The following is a 22,518-nucleotide window of genomic DNA, read 5'->3' as shown; positions in this document are numbered from 1 at the left end:
TTAAGACTGAATGTGACGTGCGCGCAGATCGGTTGCAATGCGCGACATCATGGGATTGTTGAGCTTACAGGCGCGGATAGCGAAGGCCAGCAACAGATGGAACAGCGCGGGCAGCAGGGTTTCCATCGCCGTGATCCCCGATAGTGAGGATGGAGTCTGGTTGCTGGCGCCGGGTTGATAAGCAACGTAGATAAATACCAGGCTGATAATGCCCGCACTGGAGGCCCATGCCAGCTTGATAAAGAACAGGTTGAAAGCAAAGTTCATCCCTGACGAACGGACACCCGTCTTCCATTCACCATAATCATCAGAGAAGGCCATCAACGAAAAATGCAGCGGTAGGGTAAAGCCCAGGATGATGCCATTGCCGAGAATGACCGCCAGCCATAGCGTTTGCCAGGACGGACCGGTTGGCAGGAACCACATCCCCACCGCCAGTAAGGCCAATACCAGATTGGTGTAGTAATAGAGCTTGACGGTATCAACGTGGCGCGACAGCCAATTGACGATCGCGGCGCCCAGAATCGAGGAAAAGGTGACCATGGTGAAAAACAGCGATGTATAGCCAGTAGAGCCGCCCAGTACATAGGTAATAAAGTACATGTAGCCGCCACCGCGAATGTTAAACACGTTGATCAACAGGAATGACATCGCCAGCATGAGTAACAACTGATCGTTTTTACGCAGACCGGCGATATGTTCGCGCAGGGTGAATTTGCCGAGCATCTCCAGGGAAACACGCTCACGTACCCAGAAAAAGCAGCACAAAAACATCACCGCCGCGATGGCGCAGAGTACGCCGACACCATACTGATAACCCTGGGCGGTATTCCCCTGACCGAGCGCTTTAACCAACCACGGCAGGCCCACGGAGACCAGGAATCCTGCCACGCCGCACAGTACAAAGCGCCATGCCTGGCAGGATATCACCTCGCTATGGCGAGTGGTCATCGTATTAATGAGCGCGCAGTAGGGGACGTTAATCGCGGTATAGCTGACTGAAAGCAGCAGGTAAGTGCCGAAGGCCCAGGCGATTTTTACCCCCATGCCGGCATCCGGCACGGTAAAGGTCAGCACCCCGATCGCTGCAATAGGAACCGCAATCCATAGCTGCCAGGGGCGAAAACGTCCCCATCGGCTTTGGGTCCGATCGGCGAGGACGCCCATGATCGGATCGGAAATAGCATCAAACACACGCAGCGCAAGGAACAGAGTACCGACCAGCGCCGGGGTGAGCCCAAAGACGTCAGTATAGAAAAAAGTGAGAAAGTTCATGATCAGGCAGGTGATGACCGTTCCACCGGCGTCGCCCAGACCATAGCCTATTTTTTCACGGAGAGATAATTTGGCGTCCTGCACGTGCTTCGTGAGGTCGCTTGTCGTAATCGGAGCCGTAGTCATAAATAACTCCCGAAGATGATGTTCAGAATTATTCCGCTGTCTGACCGGCGGACATTTTTTGTCTTTTGCAAATACATTAATTATTTTGCACCGAATAAACGAGGCAACAAGGGAAGGGAAAAGTATAAAAAGAGGACGATTCCGACTTCGTCATAAAAGTGTGATTCCGATCCGGAAAGGCGTTAATTTATGATTAATAATCAGTTGGAAAGAGATTTTTTATCGTTTCGTTAGCGGAAAATTAAATATATATGCTTGAATTATCCATGCCTCTCCCGATTCGCGTACAAAATGGCGGCTTATTTATTTCCCGTGGCATCGGCAGTCATCCGGCGCGTAAACTGCAGTCCTGGGAAATTATTTTTGTCGAAAAGGGGACGTTAACGATTTGCGAGGAGGGTGAAATATTTAACGTTAATGCAGGGGAGAGTTTACTGCTGTGGCCAGAACGTTCTCATGTTGGGGTGGGGGAATTTCCCGCCGACCTGAAATTTTATTGGCTGCATTTTGAAGTACTGACGGAGAGTGTCCGGTCTCTGCCGCCCGCGCTGCTTAACGTTCCGCAACATACCCGCGTCAGCGATCCACAATACATTATTTCGCTGTTTCGCCAGTTTCTTCGTGAACAGGAGAATATTCACCGCAGCCTGGCGCTGGAGCTCCTGTTATTGCTGATACTGCAGCAGATTGCCGCGGCGGCAAGCGAAAAACCGGACGACAGTCCCGGCGCTGCGCTGGCCTGGAAAGCGCAGCAGATCATCCATACCCGTTACCACTTGCCTGTTTCAGCATCGACGCTGGCGAAAGAGCTGCACTGTAATGCGGACTATTTAGGACGCGTCTATCGTCACGTTTTTCGCGTGACGTTGACCGAAGCGCTGCATCGTCAGCGGGTCAGAGCGGCGGAAAAGCTATTGATCAGTGATTCACTGTCGTTGACCGAAGTCGCGAGCCAGTGCGGCTTTAATGACGTCGGTTATTTTCGCAAGATCTTTCGCAAGCACACCAGCCTCACGCCTGCAGCCTGGAAGCGCCGCTACTGTAAGGAGCACATTAATTCAGCGTAATGAAAAATCACTTGTGCTAGTGACTAAAAACAGCGCTGATTCCATTCAGGATCAAAGCGCGGGCAGGGATTATTCTGGCACCCTGCGGTTTTATCCCCAGGGAGCAGAGGATGAACCGGTTTCTTATTGCCAATGCCCAGCAGTGTATTGGCTGTCGTACCTGTGAAGTGGCCTGCGCGGTGGCGCACCAGCAGGCGCAGGATCTCTCCATGCTGTCGACAGGCCATTTCACGCCGCGTATCCGGGTGGTGAAAAGCGGTGAGATATCAACGGCGACGGCCTGTCGGCAGTGCGAGGATGCGCCTTGCGCCAGCGTCTGCCCGCAGGGGGCGATTCATCGGGAGGAGGACGTCTGGTGGGTCGATCAGCGCCGCTGCATCGGCTGTAAAAGCTGCATGGTGGCCTGCCCGTACGGCGCAATGACCGTCACGGTGGTGAACCAGCAGGCGCAGGCGCTGAAATGCGATTTATGCCACCACCGCGCCGAGGGGCCGGCCTGCGTAGCCGCCTGCCCGACGCAGGCGCTGCGGGTGATGGCTCCCGCGGAGCTGGAGGCGCTGTGCGCGCAAAAACGCCAGCGGCTGGCGCTGGCGTGAGCGGGTCCGCTAACGGGCGTTTCCCGTCAGCGGCGTCAGGGATTAGGCTTCCTGTTCGCGCCAGGCGAATTCAACCTCTTCGGCGAGAATTTTCACCCCGGCCTCGATTTTTTGCGGGTCCGGCACATAGTTCATGCGCATGCACTGGTGGGTATGCGGCCACGGTTTATCGAGTCCCGGGAAGAAGAAATCCCCCGGCACCATCAGCACGCCGCGCTTTTTCAGCCGCTGATACAGCAGCTCGGTGGAGATCGGCAGATCCTTAAACCACAGCCAGAGGAAGATCGCCCCCTCCGGTTTGTGAATAAGGCAGCGCTCTTCCGGCAGATAGCGGCGAATAATGGCGATGGTCTCCTGCACCCGCTGGTAATAGAAGGGTTTGATCACTGTCTCTGACAGGCGCAGCAGATCCTGACGTTTAATCATTTCACACATCATTGCCGGCCCGATACCGCCGGGCGCGAGGCTGATAATGCCGTTCATGTTGCTGATGGCGGTGATGATTTTCTCGTTGGCGATGATAATCCCGCAGCGGCTGCCCGGCAGGCCCAGCTTGGACAGGCTCATACACAGCACGATGTTCGGATTCCACAGCGGTCGGGCGTCGCTGAAAATAATGCCCGGGAACGGCACGCCGTAGGCGTTATCAATCACCAGCGGGACCCCATGCTGATTCGCCAGCGCATCCAGTTTGATCAGCTCTTCATCAGTGATGACGTTGCCGGTCGGGTTGGTGGGACGCGAGACGCAGATCATCCCGGTCTCTTCCGTCACCTGCAGATGCTCAAAATCAACGTGGTACTTGAACTGGCCTTCCGGCAGCAGTTCGATATTCGGCCGGGTGGCAACGAACAGATCCTCTTCCAGGCCGGCATCGGCATAGCCGATATATTCCGGCGTCAGCGGGAACAGCACCTTACGGGTGGTGCCATCTGCCCGACGGCCTGCGAACAGATTAAACAAGTAGAAAAATGCGCTCTGACTGCCGTTTGTTAGCGCAATATTCTGTGGTTCGATCTCCCAGCCCAGCTCGTCGCGCAGCATCTTCGCCAGCAGGCTCAGCAGCTCGCTTTTGCCCTGCGGACCATCATAATTACAAAGCGCATCAAGGGCTTTGCCATTATCCAGCATGTCGGAGAGCAGCTGCTGGAAGTAGTCATTCATCTCCGGGATCTGAGCGGGGTTGCCGCCGCCCAGCATAATAGCGCCCGGCGTGCGCAGACCGTCATTAAGGTCTTCCATCAGGCGGGTAATGCCTGAATGACGGGTGAATTTGTCGCCGAAAAGGGAAAATGTCATCGCGAATCGTCTGTCGGTGGTTCTGGAAAGTGGCTAACCATAACGCCAGCGCCAGCGAGGTGCAAATCGAAGGGAAGGGGAGTGTTTTTGTTTTTATCCTGTGAATCGATATTTTATCAGCGTATTGTTCTGACTGGCTCCCCGCCGGGCAGGGAGCCACTCCTGCTTTACTGCTGTTGTCCGGCCCAGATGACCATCACTTTGTCTTCACCGCTCTCGCGCACGAATCCGTAACCCCGCGGCATCGACAGCGTTGTCTGTTTGCCCATGCCGATCGCCGGATGGCGCGCGCGGAACTGGCCGATCTTCTGCCAGTGGGTAACGCTGCGGGCCGCTTTACCGTTGACATCCTGCCAGTTCATCTCTGAACGGGTGCCCTGCAGCGGGTCTGAGCCGGTGGGGCCGAACGGGCGCGACGACTCGTCACCATAGAAGATCTGCACGGCGCCAGGGGCCAGCAGCAGCAGCTCTGCCGCCGTGGTGCCGCCTTCGCGGAACAGGCGCGTATCGTGCGAGGAGAGGTAACTCAGGACGTTAAAGCTCTGCAGCTTGTCCGCCATTTGCTGCCAGGTGAGGTCAATGTTGGCCATGCAGTTAGCCGCTTTCGCCGCCTGGTCCTGGTAATCGAAATTGATCATCGCATCAAAACCGTGGCGATAGTAATCGCTCTCCATCACCCCGTGTCCCCAGGCTTCGCCGGTCATCCAGAACGGCGCCGCATCCAGCGCTTTATCCGGATTGGCTTTCTTCCACTCCGCCAGCGCGGCGGTGGCCTGGGTTTTTAACTGCTGCCAGGCGTCCATCTCCACATGTTTAGCGGTATCGACGCGGAAGCCGTCGATGCCGTAGTCGCGCACCCACTGGCTCAGCCAGTGCGTCAGGTAGTCGCGCGGCGTATAGCCCGGGATCGCTTTCGCCGCAGTGTCCGGTTTATGGCTGTAGAAGTTCGGCAGGCCCGACGCCTCCTTCGATTCGGTTTTCAGATCCGGCAGGAAGGCCAGCGACATGGTGAGATCGTCATAGCCCGGGTTGTCGTAATCGCCGATATCGGTGCGGATCCACTTCTTGCCCCACCATTTCTCCCACCCGGCTTTATCGCTGAAGTTGATATAGTCGTTAAAGCTGTGCCAGGTCTGGCCCGCGCCGGGCTTCCAGTCCGTCCAGCGCTCGCCGAGGGTTTTTTTCAGCTCATCCCCTTGCAGATACAGAGAGCCGAACTGGAACTCCTGCATGTCGGCCAGGGTGGCGTAACCGGTATGGTTCATCACCACGTCGAACAGAATACGTATTCCGCGCTTATGCGCTTCATCCACCAGCCGACGGAGATCGGCTTCGGTCCCCATATTGGCGTCCAGTTTCGACCAGTCCTGAGTGTAATAGCCGTGGTAAGCGTAGTGAGGGAAATCGCCTTTCGTCCCGCCGCCGACCCAGCCGTGGATCTGCTCGAGCGGGGAGCTGATCCACAGGGCATTGACCCCCATCTGCTGCAGATAATCCAGCTTGCTGGTTAATCCCTGCAGGTCGCCGCCGTGGAAGGTGCCTATCTCCTGCATGCCGTCTTTATGTCGGCCGTAGCTATTGTCGTTGGCCGGATTACCGTTCACGAAGCGGTCGGTCAGGACGAAGTAGACGGTGGCGTTGTGCCAGTCGAACGGCGCCGGCGCGGCCGTCTCGGCGCGCTCGAGCAGCAGCAGACCATTGCTGCCGAAGGCGGGCTGCAGCGTGATTTTGCCGCCGCTGACGGTCGCGACATTGCCGCTGTAGAAATCGCGAACCTTGCTGCCCTCCGGGAAGGTTTTACTGACGTCGAGGGTGAGAGGTTTTCCATCCCACTTCGGACACTGGCGGATCTGCGGCGCCGCGGCGCTGGCCTCTTTTTCTTCCAGCGAAATCATCATCGTCGGCGTGCCGGATCGGGTATCCACTTCCAGGGTATACAGACCCTGGCGGAAGACGCGCCATTGCGGCGGCGTGCCGCGACAGGGTTCCATGGAGAGCATCTGGTTGAGCTTAATGCCGCCGGAAGGCTGCCAGCACTGTTGGTCAAAATTTAGCTGCAGGGGACGTGTACCCTTCTCAACCACTTTCTGGCTGATGAAGCGACCCGTCCCCTCTTCGGTAAAAGCAGGGAAGTCGGCGGTAGTCCAGGCGGCAAAGGCCATCCCAGGCACGAATAACGTGGCAAGCGCAGCGAGTTTCATTGCGGGATCCTTGAGCGGTTTTTAGCTAGTGTGCCTTGTTGCCGCGCGAGTGAACTCCTCCCGGCGGACGTTTTGCCAGGAGGATGAAAAGGGGTGAGTGACACCGCTCAAAAAATAGGCTAAAAATGAGACGAAGCTAGCATTTTCGCGCTAGCGATGCGGCGCAGAAACCGATTTCAGATGACAGCAATTCGGAATTGGACTATTTCTGTTGATGCTCTCAGTGCGTATTTTTGATACTATTAGCGATTCAGCTATCGTTTTTTTGTGAAAAACAAGGTGTTGGAATGCATATATCCGACCAGGAGACCTGATGATATCGAATCCCATACGACGATATGGGGCCGCCATACTTATGTTACTAACCTGCGTCTTTTCAGGTAGTGTGTTGGCAACAACGCACACAGCAACAAAGAGTCATAAAGCCCCAACGGTTAAGAAGATAAGTAGTACTAAGGTAAGCAGTAAACAAGAGTATTCTCGCAATAGTGTAAAGAGCAGTTCACTTCCTGACTTGCGAAAATACCCTTCCGGAACACCAAGGAAAAAAGCGTTTCTCCGGACGGTCATGCCTTATATTACCAAGCAGAATCAGGCGATTACTGCGGATCGTAACTGGCTTGTTTCCAAGCAGTACGATGCTCGCTGGTCGCCGAGCGAAAAGGCGCGCCTGAAAGACATCGCGACACGTTATAAGGTGAAGTGGTCAGGCAATACGCGTCATGTGCCCTGGAACGCGCTGCTTGAGCGTGTCGACATTATTCCGAACAGCATGGTCGCGACCATGGCGGCGGCGGAAAGTGGCTGGGGTACTTCCAAGCTGGCGCGTGAGAACAACAATCTGTTCGGCATGAAGTGCGGCGCTGGTCGCTGCCGCGGCGCGATGAAAGGCTACTCGCAGTTTGAGTCGGTGGAGCAGTCGGTGCAGGCTTACGTCACAAACCTGAACACTCACCCGGCCTATTCCTCTTTCCGCAAATCGCGCCTGCAGCTGCGCAAGGCGGATCAGGAAGTAACGGCCAGCACCATGATTCATAAGCTGAAGGGCTATTCGACCAGAGGGTCGAGCTACAACAACTATCTCTTCGCGATGTATCAGGATAACCAGCGGTTAATTGCCGCGCACATGTAATGTGCTTATCTACGTGATTATTCATGCCCGGCGCGCAAACCCGGGCATTTTTCTTTGCTCTCTACATCATGACTTCACTGTGCCGGTCACGGTACTCCTTCGGCGTCACGTCGTACTCTTTCTTAAACACCGAATAGAAATATTGCAGCGACGGGTAGCCGCACATTTGTGAAATTTCATTGATCGACAGGCTGGTGGATACCAGCAGGCTGCGCGCCTTTTCCAGTTTCTCGCTGTGGATCACCGTGTGGATGGTCTCCCCGACCTCCTCTTTAAAGCGTTTCTCCAGGTTGGAGCGTGAAATGCCGACGGCGTCGAGCACCTGCTCCACCTTGATGCCTTTGCAGGCGTTGTTGCGAATGTAATGCATCGCCTGAATCACGGAAGGATCGTTTAACGACCGGTAGTCGGTGGAACGTCGTTCAACGACGCGCATCGGCGGGATCAGCTGGCGCTGCAGCGGGAGCGCCTCGTTATTTAGCAGCCGGTGGAGCAATTTTGCCGCCTGATAACCCATCTGGCGGGTGCCCTGGGCGACGGAGGAGAGGGCGACGCGCGAGAGGTAGCGGGTCAGCTCCTCATTATCGATGCCAATAACGCACAGTTTCTCTGGCACCGGGATATGCAGCAGCTCGCAGGCCTGCAGGACGTGGCGGGCGCGCGCGTCGGTGACGGCGATAATGCCGGTTTGCGGCGGCAGCGTTTGCAGCCAGTCGGCGAGCCGGTTTTGCGCGTGCTGCCAGTTTTCCGGCGCCGTCTCCAGCCCCTGGTAGACCACGCCGCGGTACTTCTCCTTCGCCACCAGCTGGCAGAAGGCATACTCGCGCTCTACCGCCCAACGTTTACCGCTGGAGGTGGGCAGTCCGTAAAACGCGAAGCGGTGTACCCCTTTTTCCTTCAGATGAAGAAAGGCGCTTTCCACCAGCGCGGTGTTGTCCGTGGCGATATAGTGGACCGGCGGGTACTGCTCTGGCTGATGATAAGAGCCGCCGACGCCGACGATGGGGACGTTGACATCGGCCAGTAGCTTTTCGATTTCGGGATCGTCATAGTCGGCGATAACGCCATCGCCTAACCACTCTTTGATGTTTTCGATTCGTGCCCGAAAATCCTCTTCAATAAAGATATCCCACTCCAGCTGAGAGGCCTGCAGATACTCGCCGACACCCTCAACCACCTGGCGGTCATAAGCTTTGTTGGCGTTAAATAACAGCGTAATACGGTGACGCTTTTCAAACATAGATGATGTTCCTGCTCTAACCCCGGTCATACCCCTTCATTCATGATGTTGCCGATGGCCTGGCTTTCTCATTCACCCCAGCCACGTACGCGATACGCGGCTGGGATGCGCCGTCTGCAACCCGAATGCTGTTGGGTATACACTACCGGCTAATGCCCGAGATATTTCAAGCGCCTTATGGCGAAGTTTGGTGGTAGCGCAAAGAATTCAGACATTCTTCAGAGAGCGCTTCCTTACGCGCGCCGCTTGGTGGCGGAGTCCATCCACACCGCCAGCAGCAAAATGGCGCCTTTGACGATATATTGCCAGAAGGTGGCGACGTCCATCATGCTCATGCCGTTATCCAGGGCCGACATAATAAACGCCCCCATTACCGCCCCGGCGACACTGCCGATACCGCCCGCCAGGCTGGTACCGCCGATGACGCAGGCGGCGATGGCGTCCAGTTCGGCGATGTTGCCCGCCGAGGGGGAGCCCGCGCCAAGGCGCGAGCTGAGGATCAGTCCGGCAATGGCGACCATCAGGCCGTTAATGGCAAACACCGCCAGCTTGGTACGCTCGACGTTAATCCCGGACAGACGTGCCGCCTCCAGGTTGCCGCCGATGGCGTAGATGCGGCGGCCAAAGGCGGTGCGAGTGGCCATGAACAGGCCTGCCAGCAGCAGGGCGGCGAGGATCAGTACCGGCGTCGGCACGCCGCGATAGTCATTGAGCAGCCAGATTGCGCCCAGCACAATCACCGCGGTAATGGCCTGGCGGCCAACGGTCGCGGTGGAGGACGCGGTCGCCAGACCTAACGCCTGACGGCGCATCCGTCCGCGCCACTGCCAGATAATGAACGCCGCCATGCCGACAACGCCGATGCCAAAGCCAATGCCATCGGGCAGGTAGCTTTGGCCGATCTGCGCCATCGCCGGGCTGGTGGGCGAGACGGTGGTCCCGTTGGTGATGCCGATCAGAATGCCGCGAAACGCCAGCATCCCGGCGAGGGTGACGATAAACGAGGGGACCTTGCGATAGGCTACCCACCATCCGTTCCATGCGCCGAGCAGCAGCCCCATCACCAGCGTCACCAGAATGGTGAGCGGCAGCGGCCAGCCGAGCCAGACGTCAAAGATCGCCGCGGCGCCGCCCAACAGCCCCATCATCGAGCCGACGGAGAGGTCGATTTCTGCCGAAATAATCACAAACACCATGCCGACGGCGAGGATGCCGGTGATGGCCGTCTGGCGCAGCAGGTTGGAGATATTGCGCGCGCTCAGGTAGGCGCCATCGGTAACCCAGGTGAAAAACAGCATAATGACGACGATCGCGGCGATCATCACGAAGACCTGGAGGTTCAGCCCTTTCAGCGCCGGCAGGGTGGTGGGGGCGGTTGGGGTAAGTTTGATTTCAGACGACGTGTTCTTCGACATGGCGTTCGCTCCTCAGCGCGGCTTCCATCACCTGTTCCTGGGTCAGATGTTGATTAACCAAATTGGCTTTTAGCCTGCCTTCGTGCATGACCAGCACCCGATCGCTAAGACCAAGCACCTCGGGCAGTTCGGATGAAATGACAATGACCGCGATGCCCTGCTGCACCAGCTGGTTAATCAGTTTATAAATTTCATACTTCGCCCCGATATCGATGCCGCGGGTGGGTTCGTCGAGGATCAGAATGCGTGGATTCAGCAGCAGACAGCGGGCCAGAATCGCCTTTTGCTGGTTGCCGCCGCTCAGGCGGCCAATCGCCAGCTCCGGCGAGGAGGTTTTAATTTTCAATCGCTGAATGGACTGCTCAATACAGTGCTGCTCGGCGGCGTCGTCCAGGCTGCTCATCGCGCCGGTGAACTGGCTGAGCGCCGCCAGGGTAATGTTCTTACCCACCGCCATCACCGGCACGATGCCGTCTTTTTTGCGGTCTTCCGGCACCATGGCGATGCCGTGGCCAATGGCCTGCTGACAGTTAGTGATGCTGACCGGCTGGCCATCAATGAAGATCTCCCCCTGCCAGCGCCCCGGCCAGACGCCGAACAGGCACTGCACCGCCTCGGTCCGTCCGGCGCCGACCAGCCCGGCGATGCCGAGGATCTCCCCGCGATGCAGGGAAAACGAGACGTCGTTGACCCGTTTAATATGACGGTTTACCGGGTGCCAGGCGGTTAAATGTTCGACCCGCAGGATCTCCTCGCCGTGGGCGTGCGGTTCGCTGGGATAGAGCGCGGTGAGCTCCCGGCCAACCATCATGGTGATGATGTCGTCTTCGCTCATGCCGCTGGCGTCGCGGGTGCCGATATGCTGGCCGTCGCGGATCACGCAGATCGTATCGGAGATCGCTTTGACCTCATTGAGCTTGTGCGAAATATAGATGCAGGCGATATCGTGGTTTTGCAGATCGCGAACGATCGCCAGCAGCGTCGCGGTCTCTTGTTCGGTTAAGGAGGCGGTTGGTTCGTCGAGGATCAGCAGGCGCACCTGTTTATTCAGCGCCTTGGCGATCTCCACCAGCTGCTGCTGACCGAGGCCGAGGTCGCCGACGCGGGTGTCGGGCGAAATGGGCAGATTGACCTGCGCCAGCAGCTTCTGGCAGCGCAGCGTCATGGTTTCATAATCCAGCAGGCCGTGGCGGGATATTTCGGCGCCGAGGAAAATGTTCTCCAGCACGGTGAGATGTTTCACCAGCGCCAGCTCCTGATGAATAATGGCGATGCCTTTGCGTTCGGTATCGCGAATATGGTTTGCCTGCAGCGTTTCGCCGGCAAAAATAATCTCGCCCTCATAGCTTCCGTGCGGATAGATACCGCACAGCACCTTCATCAGCGTCGATTTTCCCGAACCATTTTCACCGCATAACGAGACCACCTCGCCAGCGTTCAGGCGCAGGCTGACATTGTCCACGGCCTTAACGGCGCCGAAGGTTTTGGTGATGTTCTTCATTTCGAGTAGCCAGGCCATAAAGACTCCGCAAAAGTGATATCCGGCGGGATGAAAATGACGCCCCGTAGCGGGGCGTCAGCCATTACAGTTCACTCTTTTTATGGAAACCGTCTTTAATCACCGTGGCGTCGATATTCTCTTTATTCACTTCAATTGGCGTTAACAGGCGCGAAGGGACATCTTTTAAGCCGTTATTCAGCGTGGTGTCAGACTTCGGCTGCTTATCGTTGCCCAGCTCAACGGCGATTTCGGCGGCGTTGGTGGCCAGGGTGGTAATCGGTTTATAGACGGTCATCGTCTGGGTACCGGAAATAATGCGCTTCACGCCCGCCAGGTCAGCATCCTGACCGGAGATCGCCACTTTGCCTGCCAGCCCCTGGGCGGTTAAGGCCTGGATGGCGCCGCCGGCGGTTGCGTCATTGGAGGCCACCACCGCATCGATTTTGTTATTATTCGCCGTCAGCGCGTTTTCCATTATTTTCAGCGCGTTTTCCGGCAGCCAGCCGTCAACCCACTGATCGCCGACAATCTTAATTTTTCCCTCATCGACATACGGCTTGAGGATCTTCATCTGGCCGGCGCGGAACAGCTTGGCGTTATTATCCACCGGCGAGCCGCCCATCAGAAAATAATTACCCTGCGGCACTTTGTCGACCAGGCTTTGCGCCTGCATTTCGCCGACTTTTTCATTGTCGAAAGAAATATAGAAATCAATATCGGCATTATTAATCATGCGATCATAGGCCAGCACTTTAATACCTTCCTGCTTGGCCTCTTTAATAACGTTACTGAGCACCTGACCGTTATAAGGAATAATGACCAAGACATCGACGCCGCGGTTGATCATGTTTTCAATTTGCGACATCTGCGTTTCTTCATTGCCATTGGCGGACTGGACAAAAACTTTGGCGCCTAAGGATTCCGCTTTATTGACGAAAATATCGCGGTCTTTCTGCCAGCGTTCCAGACGCAGATCGTCGATGGCCATGCCAATCTTCACTTCTTTCGCCATCCCCGCCATGCTGGCGAGCAGGAGGGAGCTGGCGCAAAGCGTAAGGCAAAGGTTCTTTATCTTCATAATAACGATACCTTTTTTGTAAGGGTAGGTAAGACGAACGGAAAAATAATGTTTGATACATGAGGTTGCGGATACGTTACAGATTCTTAACGCGGAAAGCAGGGCTGGCAATTACCGGTTCTTATTTTGCAGTTATGAAATTTCGTTTAATGCGCAAATTATGACGGCGATCGTATTTTATTCATGCACACTCTTATTATTGCACTGGACCTCTCTGACAGGACGGCAGAAGAACGCGCCGATATTATTTTTTGCGAGCTGGCGCACGTTTGTGGATTCTCTCAATGGCGGTGTGAAATAACGTAATTGAGGAAAATGAAAGCGAAATTCTATATTGGCTTAAACCCGTCATACTTCAAGTTGTAGGTGTGTTGGTGACATTCGTTGCTTCGCCCCCTGGTTATCGGGGACTCGCGCTCCTGCCGCCTTCCTGCAACTCGAATTATTTAGGGTACCTGATTGGTTATTCGCCGCATCTCTGAATATGGAGTTCTCTATGCAGACCTATTTCGATCAACTCGATCGCGTTCGTTACGAAGGCCCGAAATCCGCTAACCCGCTGGCTTTCCGTCATTACAACCCGGATGAACTGGTGCTGGGCAAACGGATGGAAGATCATCTGCGTTTTGCGGCCTGTTACTGGCACACTTTCTGCTGGAATGGCGCCGATATGTTTGGCGTGGGCTCCTTCGATCGCCCATGGCAGCAGCCTGGCGACGCCCTGGAGATGGCCAAACGCAAAGCCGATGTGGCGTTCGAATTTTTCCATAAACTCAACGTGCCTTACTACTGCTTCCACGACGTTGACGTCTCGCCGGAAGGGAGTTCGCTCAAGGAGTACAGCAATAACTTCGCCCGGATGGTCGAGGTACTGGCGGAGAAGCAGCAGCAGAGCGGCGTCAAGCTTCTGTGGGGGACCGCAAACTGCTTCACCAACCCGCGCTACGGCGCTGGTGCGGCCACCAACCCGGACCCGGAAGTGTTCAGCTGGGCGGCCACCCAGGTGGTCACCGCCATGAATGCCACCCATCAGCTGGGCGGCGAAAACTATGTTCTGTGGGGCGGTCGCGAGGGCTATGAAACCCTGCTGAATACCGACCTGCGCCAGGAGCGTGAACAGATAGGCCGCTTTATGCAGCTGGTGGTGGAGCATAAGCATAAAATCGGCTTTAAAGGCACGCTGCTGATCGAGCCCAAACCGCAGGAGCCTACCAAGCATCAGTATGATTATGATGCCTCTACCGTGTACGGCTTCCTCAAGCAGTTTGGTCTGGAAAAAGAGATTAAACTGAACATTGAAGCCAACCATGCGACCCTTGCCGGCCACTCGTTCCATCATGAGATCGCGACGGCCATCGCGCTGGGGCTCTTCGGTTCCGTCGACGCCAACCGCGGCGATCCGCAGCTGGGCTGGGATACCGACCAGTTCCCGAACAGCGTCGAAGAGAACGCGCTGGTGATGTATGAAATTCTCAAAGCGGGCGGCTTCACCACCGGCGGCCTCAATTTTGATGCGAAAGTGCGCCGTCAGAGCACCGACAAATACGATCTGTTCTACGGCCATATCGGCGCGATGGATACCATGGCGCTGTCGCTGAAGGTCGCGGCGCGGATGATCGAAGACGGTGAGCTGGATAAACGCGTGGCCAAACGCTACGCCGGCTGGAACGGCGAGCTGGGGCAGCAGATCCTTAACGGGCAGATGACCCTCAGCGACATTGCCCAGTACGCCGCTCAGCATCAGCTGGCGCCGCAGCATCGCAGCGGCCAGCAGGAACAACTGGAAAACCTGGTCAACCATTATCTGTTTGACAAGTAATCATGCGGCGGCGCCCGGCGTGACCGGGACCGCCACCAGGATGCTCTGTTCGCGCCACGCTCAGCCGTGGCGCGCGTTTAAGGAGAGGTAGTATGTATATCGGCATCGATCTGGGGACATCGGGCGTCAAAGCCATTCTGCTCAATGAGCAGGGTGATGTGGTGGCATCGCATACCGAAAAACTCACCGTCTCGCGTCCGCATCCGCTGTGGTCGGAACAAGATCCCGAGCAGTGGTGGCAGGCTACGGACACGGCGATGAAAGCCCTGGGCGCGCAGCATAGCCTGCGCGACGTGAAGGCGCTGGGGATCGCCGGGCAGATGCACGGCGCCACCCTGCTGGATAAATCGCTACAGGTGCTGCGTCCTGCCATTTTATGGAATGACGGCCGCTGCGGCGAAGAGTGCCAGCTGCTGGAGGAAAAAGTCAGCGCTTCCCGGCAGATCACCGGCAACCTGATGATGCCGGGCTTTACGGCGCCGAAGCTCTTGTGGGTGCAGCGCCACGAGGCGGCGGTGTTCAGCCAGGTCGATAAAGTGCTGTTGCCGAAGGATTATCTGCGTCTGCGGATGACCGGCGAGCTTGCCAGCGATATGTCTGACGCCGCCGGTACCCTGTGGATGGACGTCGCCCGACGCGACTGGAGCGATGAGATGCTCGCCGCCTGCGATCTCAGCCGGGACGCGATGCCGGCGCTGTTTGAAGGCAGCGACGTCACCGGGCAGCTGCGTCCGGAGGTGGCGCAGGCGTGGAATATGCCACAGGCGCTGGTGGTGGGGGGCGGCGGCGACAACGCCGCCGGCGCGGTCGGGGTCGGCATGGCCGATGCCGGTCAGGCGATGCTGTCGCTGGGCACTTCAGGTGTGTATTTCGCGGTCAGCGAAGGGTTCCTCAGCAAGCCTGAAAGCGCAGTGCATAGCTTTTGCCATGCGCTGCCGGGCCGCTGGCATCTGATGTCGGTGATGCTCAGCGCGGCCTCCTGTCTGGACTGGGCGGCGAAATTAACCGGTCTCGCCAGCGTGCCGGCGCTGATTGCGGCGGCGCAGTCAGCCGACGAGAGCGCTGGTCCGGTGTGGTTCCTGCCCTATCTGTCGGGCGAACGCACGCCGCACAACAACCCGCAGGCCAAGGGCGTCTTCTTCGGCCTGACGCATCAGCATGGGCCGGCAGAGCTGGCGCGGGCGGTGCTGGAGGGGGTGGGCTATGCGCTGGCGGACGGCATGGACGTGGTTCACGCCTGCGGCATCAAGCCGCAGAGCATCACCCTTATCGGCGGCGGGGCGCGTAGCGCTTACTGGCGACAAATGCTGGCGGATATCAGCGGCCAGCAGCTCGATTACCGTACCGGGGGCGACGTCGGCCCGGCGCTGGGGGCGGCCAGGCTGGCGCAGCTGGCGGTGCACGGCGAAGCCGACCGCGCCGGGCTGTTGACGCCGCTGCCGCTTGAGCAAGCGCATCGCCCGGACGATCGCCGAGTGGCCCACTATGCGCCACAGCGGGAAACCTTCCGCCAGATTTATCAGCAGCTGAAACCGCTGATGTCATAGCCTCAGTCCGTCCGGCAACGCCGGGCGGATTACTTCCCTGAATGTCCCGGCTACATCCATCCAAAAAAGCGTATTTGTTTATTCCGAAATCTCCGTTTGGCCGTGCGTAACCTGAGGCATCGCCGGGGGAGTCGGTCATAATCAGCCCCTGTCGACCAGGGAGGTGAGATGAACACAAAACGCAATATTGCCAGGGTGATGATGGCAGCAGGATCGCTGGTTTATCTGCTCGGTATCTGGCGAACCTGCCCGTTGTTTAGCGGTAAAGGTTATTTTCTCGGCGTACTGGTGATGGGGATGTTTGCCGTCCTCGCCCATCAGCGCGCCAGACGGTGGCAGGAACAGGACGACGGTTTTATTGCCTTGTGCCGGTTGGTGCTGCTGCTATCGGTCGGCCTGCTGCTGGTAGGCGCCTGGTATGTGCCGGCAGACTGGCATGAAAAAGCCGTCTATATCGCGGCATGGTTTGTCTGCTTATATGGCGCATCGGCAAACCCCGAACGGATCCGCGTCGCCTGCGCGATGCAAAAAACGGAATAAGCGCCACCCGTGGGCGCGTAAGAGGTAAAAGTAATGGAAAACAAGCACGCGACGTATTCTCCGGCCTTTCATTTAATCTCCTGGATTGCCCTGATCGGCGGCATCGCCACCTATCTGGTCGGCCTGTGGAATGCGGACATGCAGTTGAATGAAAAAGGTTATTATTTTGCTGTCCTGGTGCTGGGGCTGTTTGCCGCAGCGTCTTATCAGAAGACGGTGCGCGATAAATATGAAGCCATTCCGACCACCGCGCTGTACTACACCACCTGTCTGGTGGTCTTTGTCATCGCCGTTGGCCTGCTGGTTATCGGGTTGTGGAATGCCAGTCTGCTGCTTAGCGAGAAAGGGTTCTATGGACTGGCGTACTTTTTGAGCCTGTTTGGCGCCGTTGCGGTGCAGAAAAACGTGCGTGATGCCTGGGACCCGACCCGTGCAAGAGAGCCTCTCAGCGTGCCGGAAGAGGGGCCTGAACTGTGAGTCGGGTCCGCTCTCGGCGGCAGGTCGTTAACTGACCAGCCGCCGGCTATCAACCCGCTGCACCAGGCCGGACAGCAGCAGACTGCCGAGCAGGGCGGCGCTGAAAATCCACACAATATCCAGCAGCGGCCAGCGGCTCAGTTCCAGATGGCTGGCGCGCAGCGCATGCACAATCAGGGCATGGAAGCCGTAAATTCCCAGAGAATGACGTGCAATACATTCGATACCGGGCAGGGGACGCGCGTTCAGCCAGTTTTTGGCGAGCGTCAGCAGGGCGACTGCGCAAACGAACACCGCCGGCCCGCAGTAGAGATACCAGGTGTCGCCGAAGTCCCCGCGCCAGCGTAGCTCATGCAGCGTGCCGCGGGAGATGACCCACACGGCGGCGAGGAACAGCGCGGCGCAGAGCGGGGTCAGCCATTTTTTATCGGTATCCAGGGTGCCAATGGCCCTGCCCAGCACGCCGTAGAGCACGTAATAAAAGGTGTCGCCATTGATATAGAGGTTGACCGGCAGCCACTCAATCCCGGCGGCTTTGACGCCAACCATGTTGGGGTTGGCCAGAATGCCGAGGATCGCCATCAGCGCCAGCAGCATTTTGCCGTTGACGGATTTAACCTGAATAAGCGGCGAGAGCAGATAGATAACGGCGATAGCAAAGAAAAACCACAGGTGGTAGAAGACGGGCTTCTGCAGCAAATTCTTTAACGACAGCCCGACGTTAATATGGGTAAACAGCGCGATATACAGCAGAGACAGCGCGCTATAGAACGCAATGCACAGGCCAATCCGCCAGAAATGGCGCGGCTGGGCGCTGCGTTCCCCAAAAAACAGATACCCCGAGATCATAAAAAACAGCGGCACGCTGACGCGGGAGGCGGAATTGAGCAGATTGGCGATATCCCATTGCAGCAGGGTAATCGTATGCGGATGAGTGATATACCAGCTGGTACTGTGGATCATCACCACCATCATGCAGGCAATGCCGCGCAGGTTGGTGATCCAGTGTATCTTTTCTTGCATCAGTCCCTCAAAGTCTACTGGCGATATAAGGTCTGACCCGCCTTATGCCCCGGTGTCGCACGAGATTAGTCTGAGTTTTTGATCACAGACTTGTCGCTGTTTCATGATATTCGCAAAATACCTGTAATACTGGATCTTTGCGATAACAACTTGCTGACAAGGCGGTGGAGGAGAACGTGGTGAAAGGTGTCGTTTCCATAATGCTGGCGCTGCTCCTTGCGGGCTGCAGCGAGACCGTTTCCCCGCCGGCGCAAAAGGCGCAGCGCGCGCATATTACACCGCAAACTACGCTCAATATGGCGCAGCTTTGCAAGGATCAGGCCGCTATCCGCTATAACACGCAAACGCAGTTAGTTGACGTGAACCATCTTGAACAATTCCAGGCGAGCTATGAGCTGTCGGGTCGTACCGGCAAGAATGAACGTTTCATCTGTTCCTTTGACCCCGACGGCCAGTTTATGCATCTTTCGATGCGCTGAATCGACCCCGCCTGGCGTAAATTTCGTCCGTTTTCCTGAAACTACGCCGTTTCGTACTGTATATCTCGCAGCCAGCGGGTATACTGACTCCTTCCTTTAAATCCACACGTATCCAGCACGAAATCATATGCAAAAGTTTGATACCAGGACCTTCCAGGGCCTGATCCTGACCTTACAGGATTACTGGGCTCGTCAGGGCTGCACCATTGTTCAACCACTGGACATGGAAGTCGGCGCCGGCACCTCTCACCCGATGACCTGCCTGCGCGCGTTAGGGCCGGAGCCGATGGCGACCGCCTACGTACAGCCTTCCCGTCGTCCAACCGATGGCCGCTATGGCGAAAACCCGAACCGTTTACAGCATTACTATCAGTTCCAGGTGGTGATTAAGCCTTCTCCGGACAACATCCAGGAGCTGTACCTCGGGTCGCTGAAAGAGCTGGGTATGGACCCGACCATTCACGACATTCGCTTCGTCGAAGACAACTGGGAAAACCCGACACTGGGTGCCTGGGGTCTGGGTTGGGAAGTGTGGCTCAACGGCATGGAAGTGACGCAGTTCACCTACTTCCAGCAGGTGGGCGGCCTGGAGTGTAAGCCGGTTACCGGCGAGATCACCTACGGTCTGGAGCGTCTGGCGATGTACATCCAGGGCGTCGACAGCGTCTACGACCTGGTCTGGAGCGATGGCCCGCTGGGTAAAACCACTTACGGCGACGTGTTCCACCAGAACGAAGTGGAGCAGTCCACCTATAACTTCGAATACGCCGACGTCGATTTCCTCTTCTCCTGCTTCGAGCAGTATGAGAAAGAGGCCCAGCATCTGCTGGCGCTGGAGACCCCGCTGCCGCTGCCGGCCTACGAGCGTATTCTGAAAGCGGCTCACAGCTTCAACCTGCTGGATGCGCGTAAAGCCATCTCCGTCACCGAGCGTCAGCGCTATATCCTGCGCATTCGCACCCTGACGAAAGCAGTGGCGGAAGCGTACTACGCTTCCCGTGAAGCGCTCGGCTTCCCGATGTGCAACAAGAATAAATAAGAGGCGGCCATGTCTGAGAATACTTTTCTGGTGGAAATCGGCACTGAAGAGCTGCCACCAAAAGCGCTGCGCAGCCTGGCGGAATCTTTTGCTGCGAACGTGACCGCGGAGCTGGATAACGCCGGCCTCGCGCACGGTAAAGTGGAATGGTTTGCCGCCCCGCGTCGTCTGGCGCTGAAGGTGGCCAACCTGGCGGCGGCGCAAGCCGATCGCGAAGTTGAAAAACGCGGCCCGGCCGTTGCCCAGGCGTTCGATGCCGAAGGCAAGCCAAGCAAAGCGGCCGAAGGCTGGGCGCGCGGCTGCGGTATTACCGTCGATCAGGCCGAACGTCTGACTACGGACAAAGGCGAGTGGCTGCTGTATCGCGCCCATGTGAAGGGCGAAAGCACCGAAGCGCTGCTGCCGAACATGATTGCCAGCTCGCTGGCGAAGCTGCCGATCCCGAAACTGATGCGCTGGGGCGCGTCTGACGTCCACTTCGTGCGCCCGGTTCACACCGTCACGCTGCTGCTGGGCGACAAGGTGATCCCGGCTACTATCCTCGGTATCCCGTCCGATCGCGTGATCCGCGGCCATCGCTTTATGGGCGAGCCGGAATTCACCATCGACCATGCCGACCAGTACCCGCAGATCCTGCTGGAGCGCGGTAAAGTCATCGCCGATTACGAACAGCGTAAAGCCAAAATCAAAGCCGATGCGGAAGAGGCGGCGCGTAAGATTGGCGGTCAAGCCGATCTGAGCGAAAGCCTGCTGGAAGAAGTCACCTCGCTGGTGGAATGGCCGGTGGTGCTGACGGCGAAGTTCGAAGAAAAATTCCTCGCGGTGCCGTCTGAAGCGCTGGTTTACACCATGAAGGGCGACCAGAAGTACTTCCCGGTTTACGACAACGCCGGTAAGCTGCTGCCGAACTTTATCTTCGTCGCCAACATCGAGTCGAAAGATCCGCAGCAGATCATCTCCGGTAACGAGAAGGTGGTCCGTCCGCGTCTGGCCGACGCCGAGTTCTTCTTCAACACAGACCGTAAAAAACGTCTGGAAGACAACCTGCCGCGTCTGGAAACCGTGCTGTTCCAGCAGCAGCTGGGTACGCTGCGCGACAAGACCGATCGCATTCAGGCGCTGGCGGGCTGGATTGCCGAGCAGATTGGCGCTGATGTGAACCACGCGACCCGCGCGGGCCTGCTGTCCAAGTGCGACCTGATGACCAACATGGTCTTCGAGTTCACCGACACCCAGGGCGTGATGGGGATGCACTACGCGCGCCACGATGGCGAAGCGGAAGATGTGGCCGTGGCGCTGAACGAACAGTATCAGCCGCGCTTTGCCGGCGACGCGCTGCCGTCTAACCCGGTGGCCTGCGCGGTGGCGATTGCCGATAAGATGGACACCCTGGCGGGTATCTTCGGTATCGGCCAGCACCCGAAAGGCGATAAAGACCCGTTTGCGCTGCGTCGCGCCGCGCTGGGCGTCCTGCGTATCATCGTCGAGAAGAACCTGAACCTCGATCTGCAAACGCTGACCGAAGAAGCGGTGCGTCTGTACGGTGAGAAGCTGACCAACGCCAACGTGGTTGATGACGTGATCGACTTTATGCTGGGCCGCTTCCGCGCCTGGTATCAGGACGAAGGCTACGGCGTCGACACTATCCAGGCGGTACTGGCGCGTCGTCCAACCCGCCCGGCGGATTTCGATGCGCGCATGAAAGCCGTATCGCACTTCCGTACCCTGGAAGAGTCCTCCGCGCTGGCGGCGGCGAACAAACGTGTCTCCAACATCCTCGCGAAATCCGACGAGACGCTGAACGACATCGTTCACGCTTCCGTGCTGAAAGAAGCTGCGGAAATTAAGCTGGCGGGCAATCTGGTGGTGCTGCGCGACAAGCTGCAGCCGTACTTCGCCGCAGGCCGCTATCAGGATGCGCTGATTGAGCTGGCCGCTCTGCGCGAGCCGGTGGATGAGTTCTTCGAAAACGTGATGGTCAACGCCGAAGACAAAGATGTCCGCATCAACCGTCTGACGCTGCTGTCCAAACTGCGTGAACTGTTCCTGCAGGTGGCGGATATTTCTCTGCTGCAGTAAGCGTATCGGTAATAAAAAAACCTGCCTCAGGGCAGGTTTTTTTATACCTGAAATATAAGTAGTCGAACCGATAATAATTCAGTCATTGATATTTTAATTATTTACATTGATCAATAAAAAATATTTTAAGAATATATAAACATAATTTCGCAAGTTATTTACGCTAGAATGGCGGCGGGTGCTTGAGACTGTGTGTCTCAGGTATTCAGCGGGAGACAGACAGAGAAAAGCCCCACCTGATAGTCATCAAAGTGAGGCTCCCCTAATGCATGAACACCATAAGCGTAGCCTCTTACTTGTTGAAAATCAACACGGGAGGCGAGGTGTGCTGCGAAAGTATCTGTTGTTTGGCTTAATAGTGATTTGCTTCACTGTTTTATTATTGACCTGGATGGTTCGTGATTCGCTATATGAATTACAGCTCAGGCAGGGAAATAGTGAGCTGGTGGCATTCTTATCCTGTGATAGTAAACAGTAAGAGCATCTGGCGGGGATCTATCCCCACTATGCTTGCAGTGTCAGGCATTCTCAATGCACCCTTTCATTGTTCACCAAATAAATCATTTGCCTCCTGATATCAGGAGG

19 protein-coding genes are annotated in these 22,518 nt (G+C 56.9%); 11 read left to right on the top strand and 8 right to left on the bottom strand.

The genetic code is table 11. The features are described from left to right. Positions 1–1,401 (bottom strand): MFS transporter, encoded by a 1,401-nt coding sequence (locus tag ABLU95_RS12295; RefSeq protein WP_032454349.1) that lies wholly within the window; start codon positions 1,399–1,401, stop codon positions 1–3. 251 nt (positions 1,402–1,652) lie between these two features. Here ABLU95_RS12295 and ABLU95_RS12290 point away from each other — a divergent pair, with 251 nt between their 5' ends. Together ABLU95_RS12290 and ABLU95_RS12285 are read left to right on the top strand one after the other, a co-directional pair. Then, positions 1,653–2,468, top strand: coding sequence for a helix-turn-helix domain-containing protein (locus ABLU95_RS12290; protein WP_348879668.1), 816 nt, complete (start codon positions 1,653–1,655; stop codon positions 2,466–2,468). 110 nt (positions 2,469–2,578) lie between these two features. Then, positions 2,579–3,064, top strand: coding sequence for a 4Fe-4S dicluster domain-containing protein (locus tag ABLU95_RS12285; protein ID WP_218810514.1), 486 nt, complete (start codon positions 2,579–2,581; stop codon positions 3,062–3,064). A 42-nt stretch (positions 3,065–3,106) separates the two neighbouring features. On the opposite strand, the gene avtA is transcribed toward ABLU95_RS12285, so the two are convergent. Beyond that, the gene (avtA, locus tag ABLU95_RS12280; protein ID WP_023291339.1) at positions 3,107–4,363 is read right to left on the bottom strand and encodes a valine--pyruvate transaminase; all 1,257 of its coding nucleotides are present in this window, start codon (positions 4,361–4,363) and stop codon (positions 3,107–3,109) included. 167 nt (positions 4,364–4,530) lie between these two features. Then, positions 4,531–6,564, bottom strand: a complete 2,034-nt coding sequence (locus ABLU95_RS12275) for an alpha-amylase (protein WP_086076514.1) — start codon at positions 6,562–6,564, stop codon at positions 4,531–4,533. Positions 6,565–6,877: 313 nt separating this feature from the next. Here ABLU95_RS12275 and ABLU95_RS12270 point away from each other — a divergent pair, with 313 nt between their 5' ends. Then, complete coding sequence (locus ABLU95_RS12270; protein ID WP_064757123.1) at positions 6,878–7,696, top strand: protein bax; 819 nt, start codon at positions 6,878–6,880, stop codon at positions 7,694–7,696. Between the two features lie 61 nt (positions 7,697–7,757). On the opposite strand, the gene xylR is transcribed toward ABLU95_RS12270, so the two are convergent. The 4 genes from xylR to xylF form a co-directional block, all read right to left on the bottom strand. After that, complete coding sequence (gene xylR / locus ABLU95_RS12265; RefSeq protein WP_023291336.1) at positions 7,758–8,936, bottom strand: D-xylose utilization transcriptional activator XylR; 1,179 nt, start codon at positions 8,934–8,936, stop codon at positions 7,758–7,760. A 233-nt stretch (positions 8,937–9,169) separates the two neighbouring features. After that, positions 9,170–10,351, bottom strand: a complete 1,182-nt coding sequence (xylH, locus tag ABLU95_RS12260) for a xylose ABC transporter permease XylH (RefSeq protein WP_348879665.1) — start codon at positions 10,349–10,351, stop codon at positions 9,170–9,172. Next, complete coding sequence (locus tag ABLU95_RS12255; RefSeq protein WP_044525029.1) at positions 10,329–11,870, bottom strand: xylose ABC transporter ATP-binding protein; 1,542 nt, start codon at positions 11,868–11,870, stop codon at positions 10,329–10,331. Before ABLU95_RS12255 ends, xylH begins: the two co-directional genes overlap by 23 nt. A 64-nt stretch (positions 11,871–11,934) precedes the next feature. Further along, positions 11,935–12,930: a D-xylose ABC transporter substrate-binding protein gene (gene xylF / locus ABLU95_RS12250; RefSeq protein WP_023291333.1), complete on the bottom strand. Its 996-nt coding sequence runs from the start codon at positions 12,928–12,930 to the stop codon at positions 11,935–11,937. A gap of 496 nt (positions 12,931–13,426) precedes the next feature. Here xylF and xylA point away from each other — a divergent pair, with 496 nt between their 5' ends. The 4 genes from xylA to yiaA all read left to right on the top strand — a co-directional run bounded on the left by xylA (position 13,427) and on the right by yiaA (position 17,313). After that, positions 13,427–14,749 carry a xylose isomerase gene (gene xylA, locus ABLU95_RS12245; RefSeq protein WP_023291332.1) on the top strand — a complete coding sequence of 441 codons (1,323 nt, stop codon included), beginning with the start codon at positions 13,427–13,429 and terminating at the stop codon, positions 14,747–14,749. 92 nt (positions 14,750–14,841) lie between these two features. Next, entirely contained in the window at positions 14,842–16,296 is a 1,455-nt protein-coding gene (gene xylB, locus ABLU95_RS12240) for a xylulokinase (protein WP_004205018.1), read from the top strand. 168 nt (positions 16,297–16,464) lie between these two features. Beyond that, a complete protein-coding gene (yiaB, locus tag ABLU95_RS12235; protein ID WP_087848693.1) occupies positions 16,465–16,836 on the top strand; it encodes an inner membrane protein YiaB in 372 nt (123 codons plus the stop codon). A gap of 33 nt (positions 16,837–16,869) precedes the next feature. Then, entirely contained in the window at positions 16,870–17,313 is a 444-nt protein-coding gene (gene yiaA, locus ABLU95_RS12230; RefSeq protein ID WP_348879662.1) for an inner membrane protein YiaA, read from the top strand. Positions 17,314–17,340: 27 nt separating this feature from the next. Here the strand turns inward: yiaA and ABLU95_RS12225 are convergent, their stop codons facing one another. Continuing rightward, positions 17,341–18,336, bottom strand: a complete 996-nt coding sequence (locus tag ABLU95_RS12225) for an acyltransferase (protein ID WP_032454339.1) — start codon at positions 18,334–18,336, stop codon at positions 17,341–17,343. Between the two features lie 179 nt (positions 18,337–18,515). Between ABLU95_RS12225 and ABLU95_RS12220 the strand changes: the two genes are divergently transcribed. The 4 genes from ABLU95_RS12220 (at position 18,516) to hokA (ending at position 22,411) form a co-directional block, all read left to right on the top strand. Then, positions 18,516–18,815, top strand: a complete 300-nt coding sequence (locus ABLU95_RS12220; protein WP_072096573.1) for a YsaB family lipoprotein — start codon at positions 18,516–18,518, stop codon at positions 18,813–18,815. Positions 18,816–18,942: 127 nt separating this feature from the next. Continuing rightward, the gene (gene glyQ / locus ABLU95_RS12215) at positions 18,943–19,854 is read left to right on the top strand and encodes a glycine--tRNA ligase subunit alpha (RefSeq protein WP_023291326.1); all 912 of its coding nucleotides are present in this window, start codon (positions 18,943–18,945) and stop codon (positions 19,852–19,854) included. 9 nt (positions 19,855–19,863) lie between these two features. Next, on the top strand, positions 19,864–21,933 hold the full coding sequence (glyS, locus tag ABLU95_RS12210; RefSeq protein ID WP_023291325.1) for a glycine--tRNA ligase subunit beta: 2,070 nt from the start codon (positions 19,864–19,866) through the stop codon (positions 21,931–21,933). Positions 21,934–22,258: 325 nt separating this feature from the next. Next, the gene (gene hokA, locus ABLU95_RS12205) at positions 22,259–22,411 is read left to right on the top strand and encodes a type I toxin-antitoxin system toxin HokA (protein ID WP_348879731.1); all 153 of its coding nucleotides are present in this window, start codon (positions 22,259–22,261) and stop codon (positions 22,409–22,411) included. The last annotated feature ends 107 nt before the right edge of the window (positions 22,412–22,518 follow it).

This window comes from Klebsiella sp. GG_Kp146 (assembly GCF_040061975.1).
In the GTDB taxonomy this organism is placed as follows: domain Bacteria; phylum Pseudomonadota; class Gammaproteobacteria; order Enterobacterales; family Enterobacteriaceae; genus Klebsiella; species Klebsiella quasipneumoniae.
This window is presented reverse-complemented; position numbering and strand designations above follow the sequence as displayed.

Coding starts and splice junctions, on each gene's coding strand:
- yiaB (WP_087848693.1), top strand. CDS start 16,465: ATGAACACAAAACGCAATATTGCCAGGGTGATGATGGCAGCAGGATCG.
- glyS (WP_023291325.1), top strand. CDS start 19,864: ATGTCTGAGAATACTTTTCTGGTGGAAATCGGCACTGAAGAGCTGCCA.
- ABLU95_RS12225 (WP_032454339.1), bottom strand. CDS start 18,336: ATGCAAGAAAAGATACACTGGATCACCAACCTGCGCGGCATTGCCTGC.
- ABLU95_RS12290 (WP_348879668.1), top strand. CDS start 1,653: ATGCTTGAATTATCCATGCCTCTCCCGATTCGCGTACAAAATGGCGGC.
- ABLU95_RS12275 (WP_086076514.1), bottom strand. CDS start 6,564: ATGAAACTCGCTGCGCTTGCCACGTTATTCGTGCCTGGGATGGCCTTT.
- yiaA (WP_348879662.1), top strand. CDS start 16,870: ATGGAAAACAAGCACGCGACGTATTCTCCGGCCTTTCATTTAATCTCC.
- ABLU95_RS12255 (WP_044525029.1), bottom strand. CDS start 11,870: ATGGCCTGGCTACTCGAAATGAAGAACATCACCAAAACCTTCGGCGCC.
- xylA (WP_023291332.1), top strand. CDS start 13,427: ATGCAGACCTATTTCGATCAACTCGATCGCGTTCGTTACGAAGGCCCG.
- ABLU95_RS12295 (WP_032454349.1), bottom strand. CDS start 1,401: ATGACTACGGCTCCGATTACGACAAGCGACCTCACGAAGCACGTGCAG.
- glyQ (WP_023291326.1), top strand. CDS start 18,943: ATGCAAAAGTTTGATACCAGGACCTTCCAGGGCCTGATCCTGACCTTA.
- avtA (WP_023291339.1), bottom strand. CDS start 4,363: ATGACATTTTCCCTTTTCGGCGACAAATTCACCCGTCATTCAGGCATT.
- ABLU95_RS12285 (WP_218810514.1), top strand. CDS start 2,579: ATGAACCGGTTTCTTATTGCCAATGCCCAGCAGTGTATTGGCTGTCGT.
- xylB (WP_004205018.1), top strand. CDS start 14,842: ATGTATATCGGCATCGATCTGGGGACATCGGGCGTCAAAGCCATTCTG.
- ABLU95_RS12270 (WP_064757123.1), top strand. CDS start 6,878: ATGATATCGAATCCCATACGACGATATGGGGCCGCCATACTTATGTTA.
- xylH (WP_348879665.1), bottom strand. CDS start 10,351: ATGTCGAAGAACACGTCGTCTGAAATCAAACTTACCCCAACCGCCCCC.
- xylR (WP_023291336.1), bottom strand. CDS start 8,936: ATGTTTGAAAAGCGTCACCGTATTACGCTGTTATTTAACGCCAACAAA.
- xylF (WP_023291333.1), bottom strand. CDS start 12,930: ATGAAGATAAAGAACCTTTGCCTTACGCTTTGCGCCAGCTCCCTCCTG.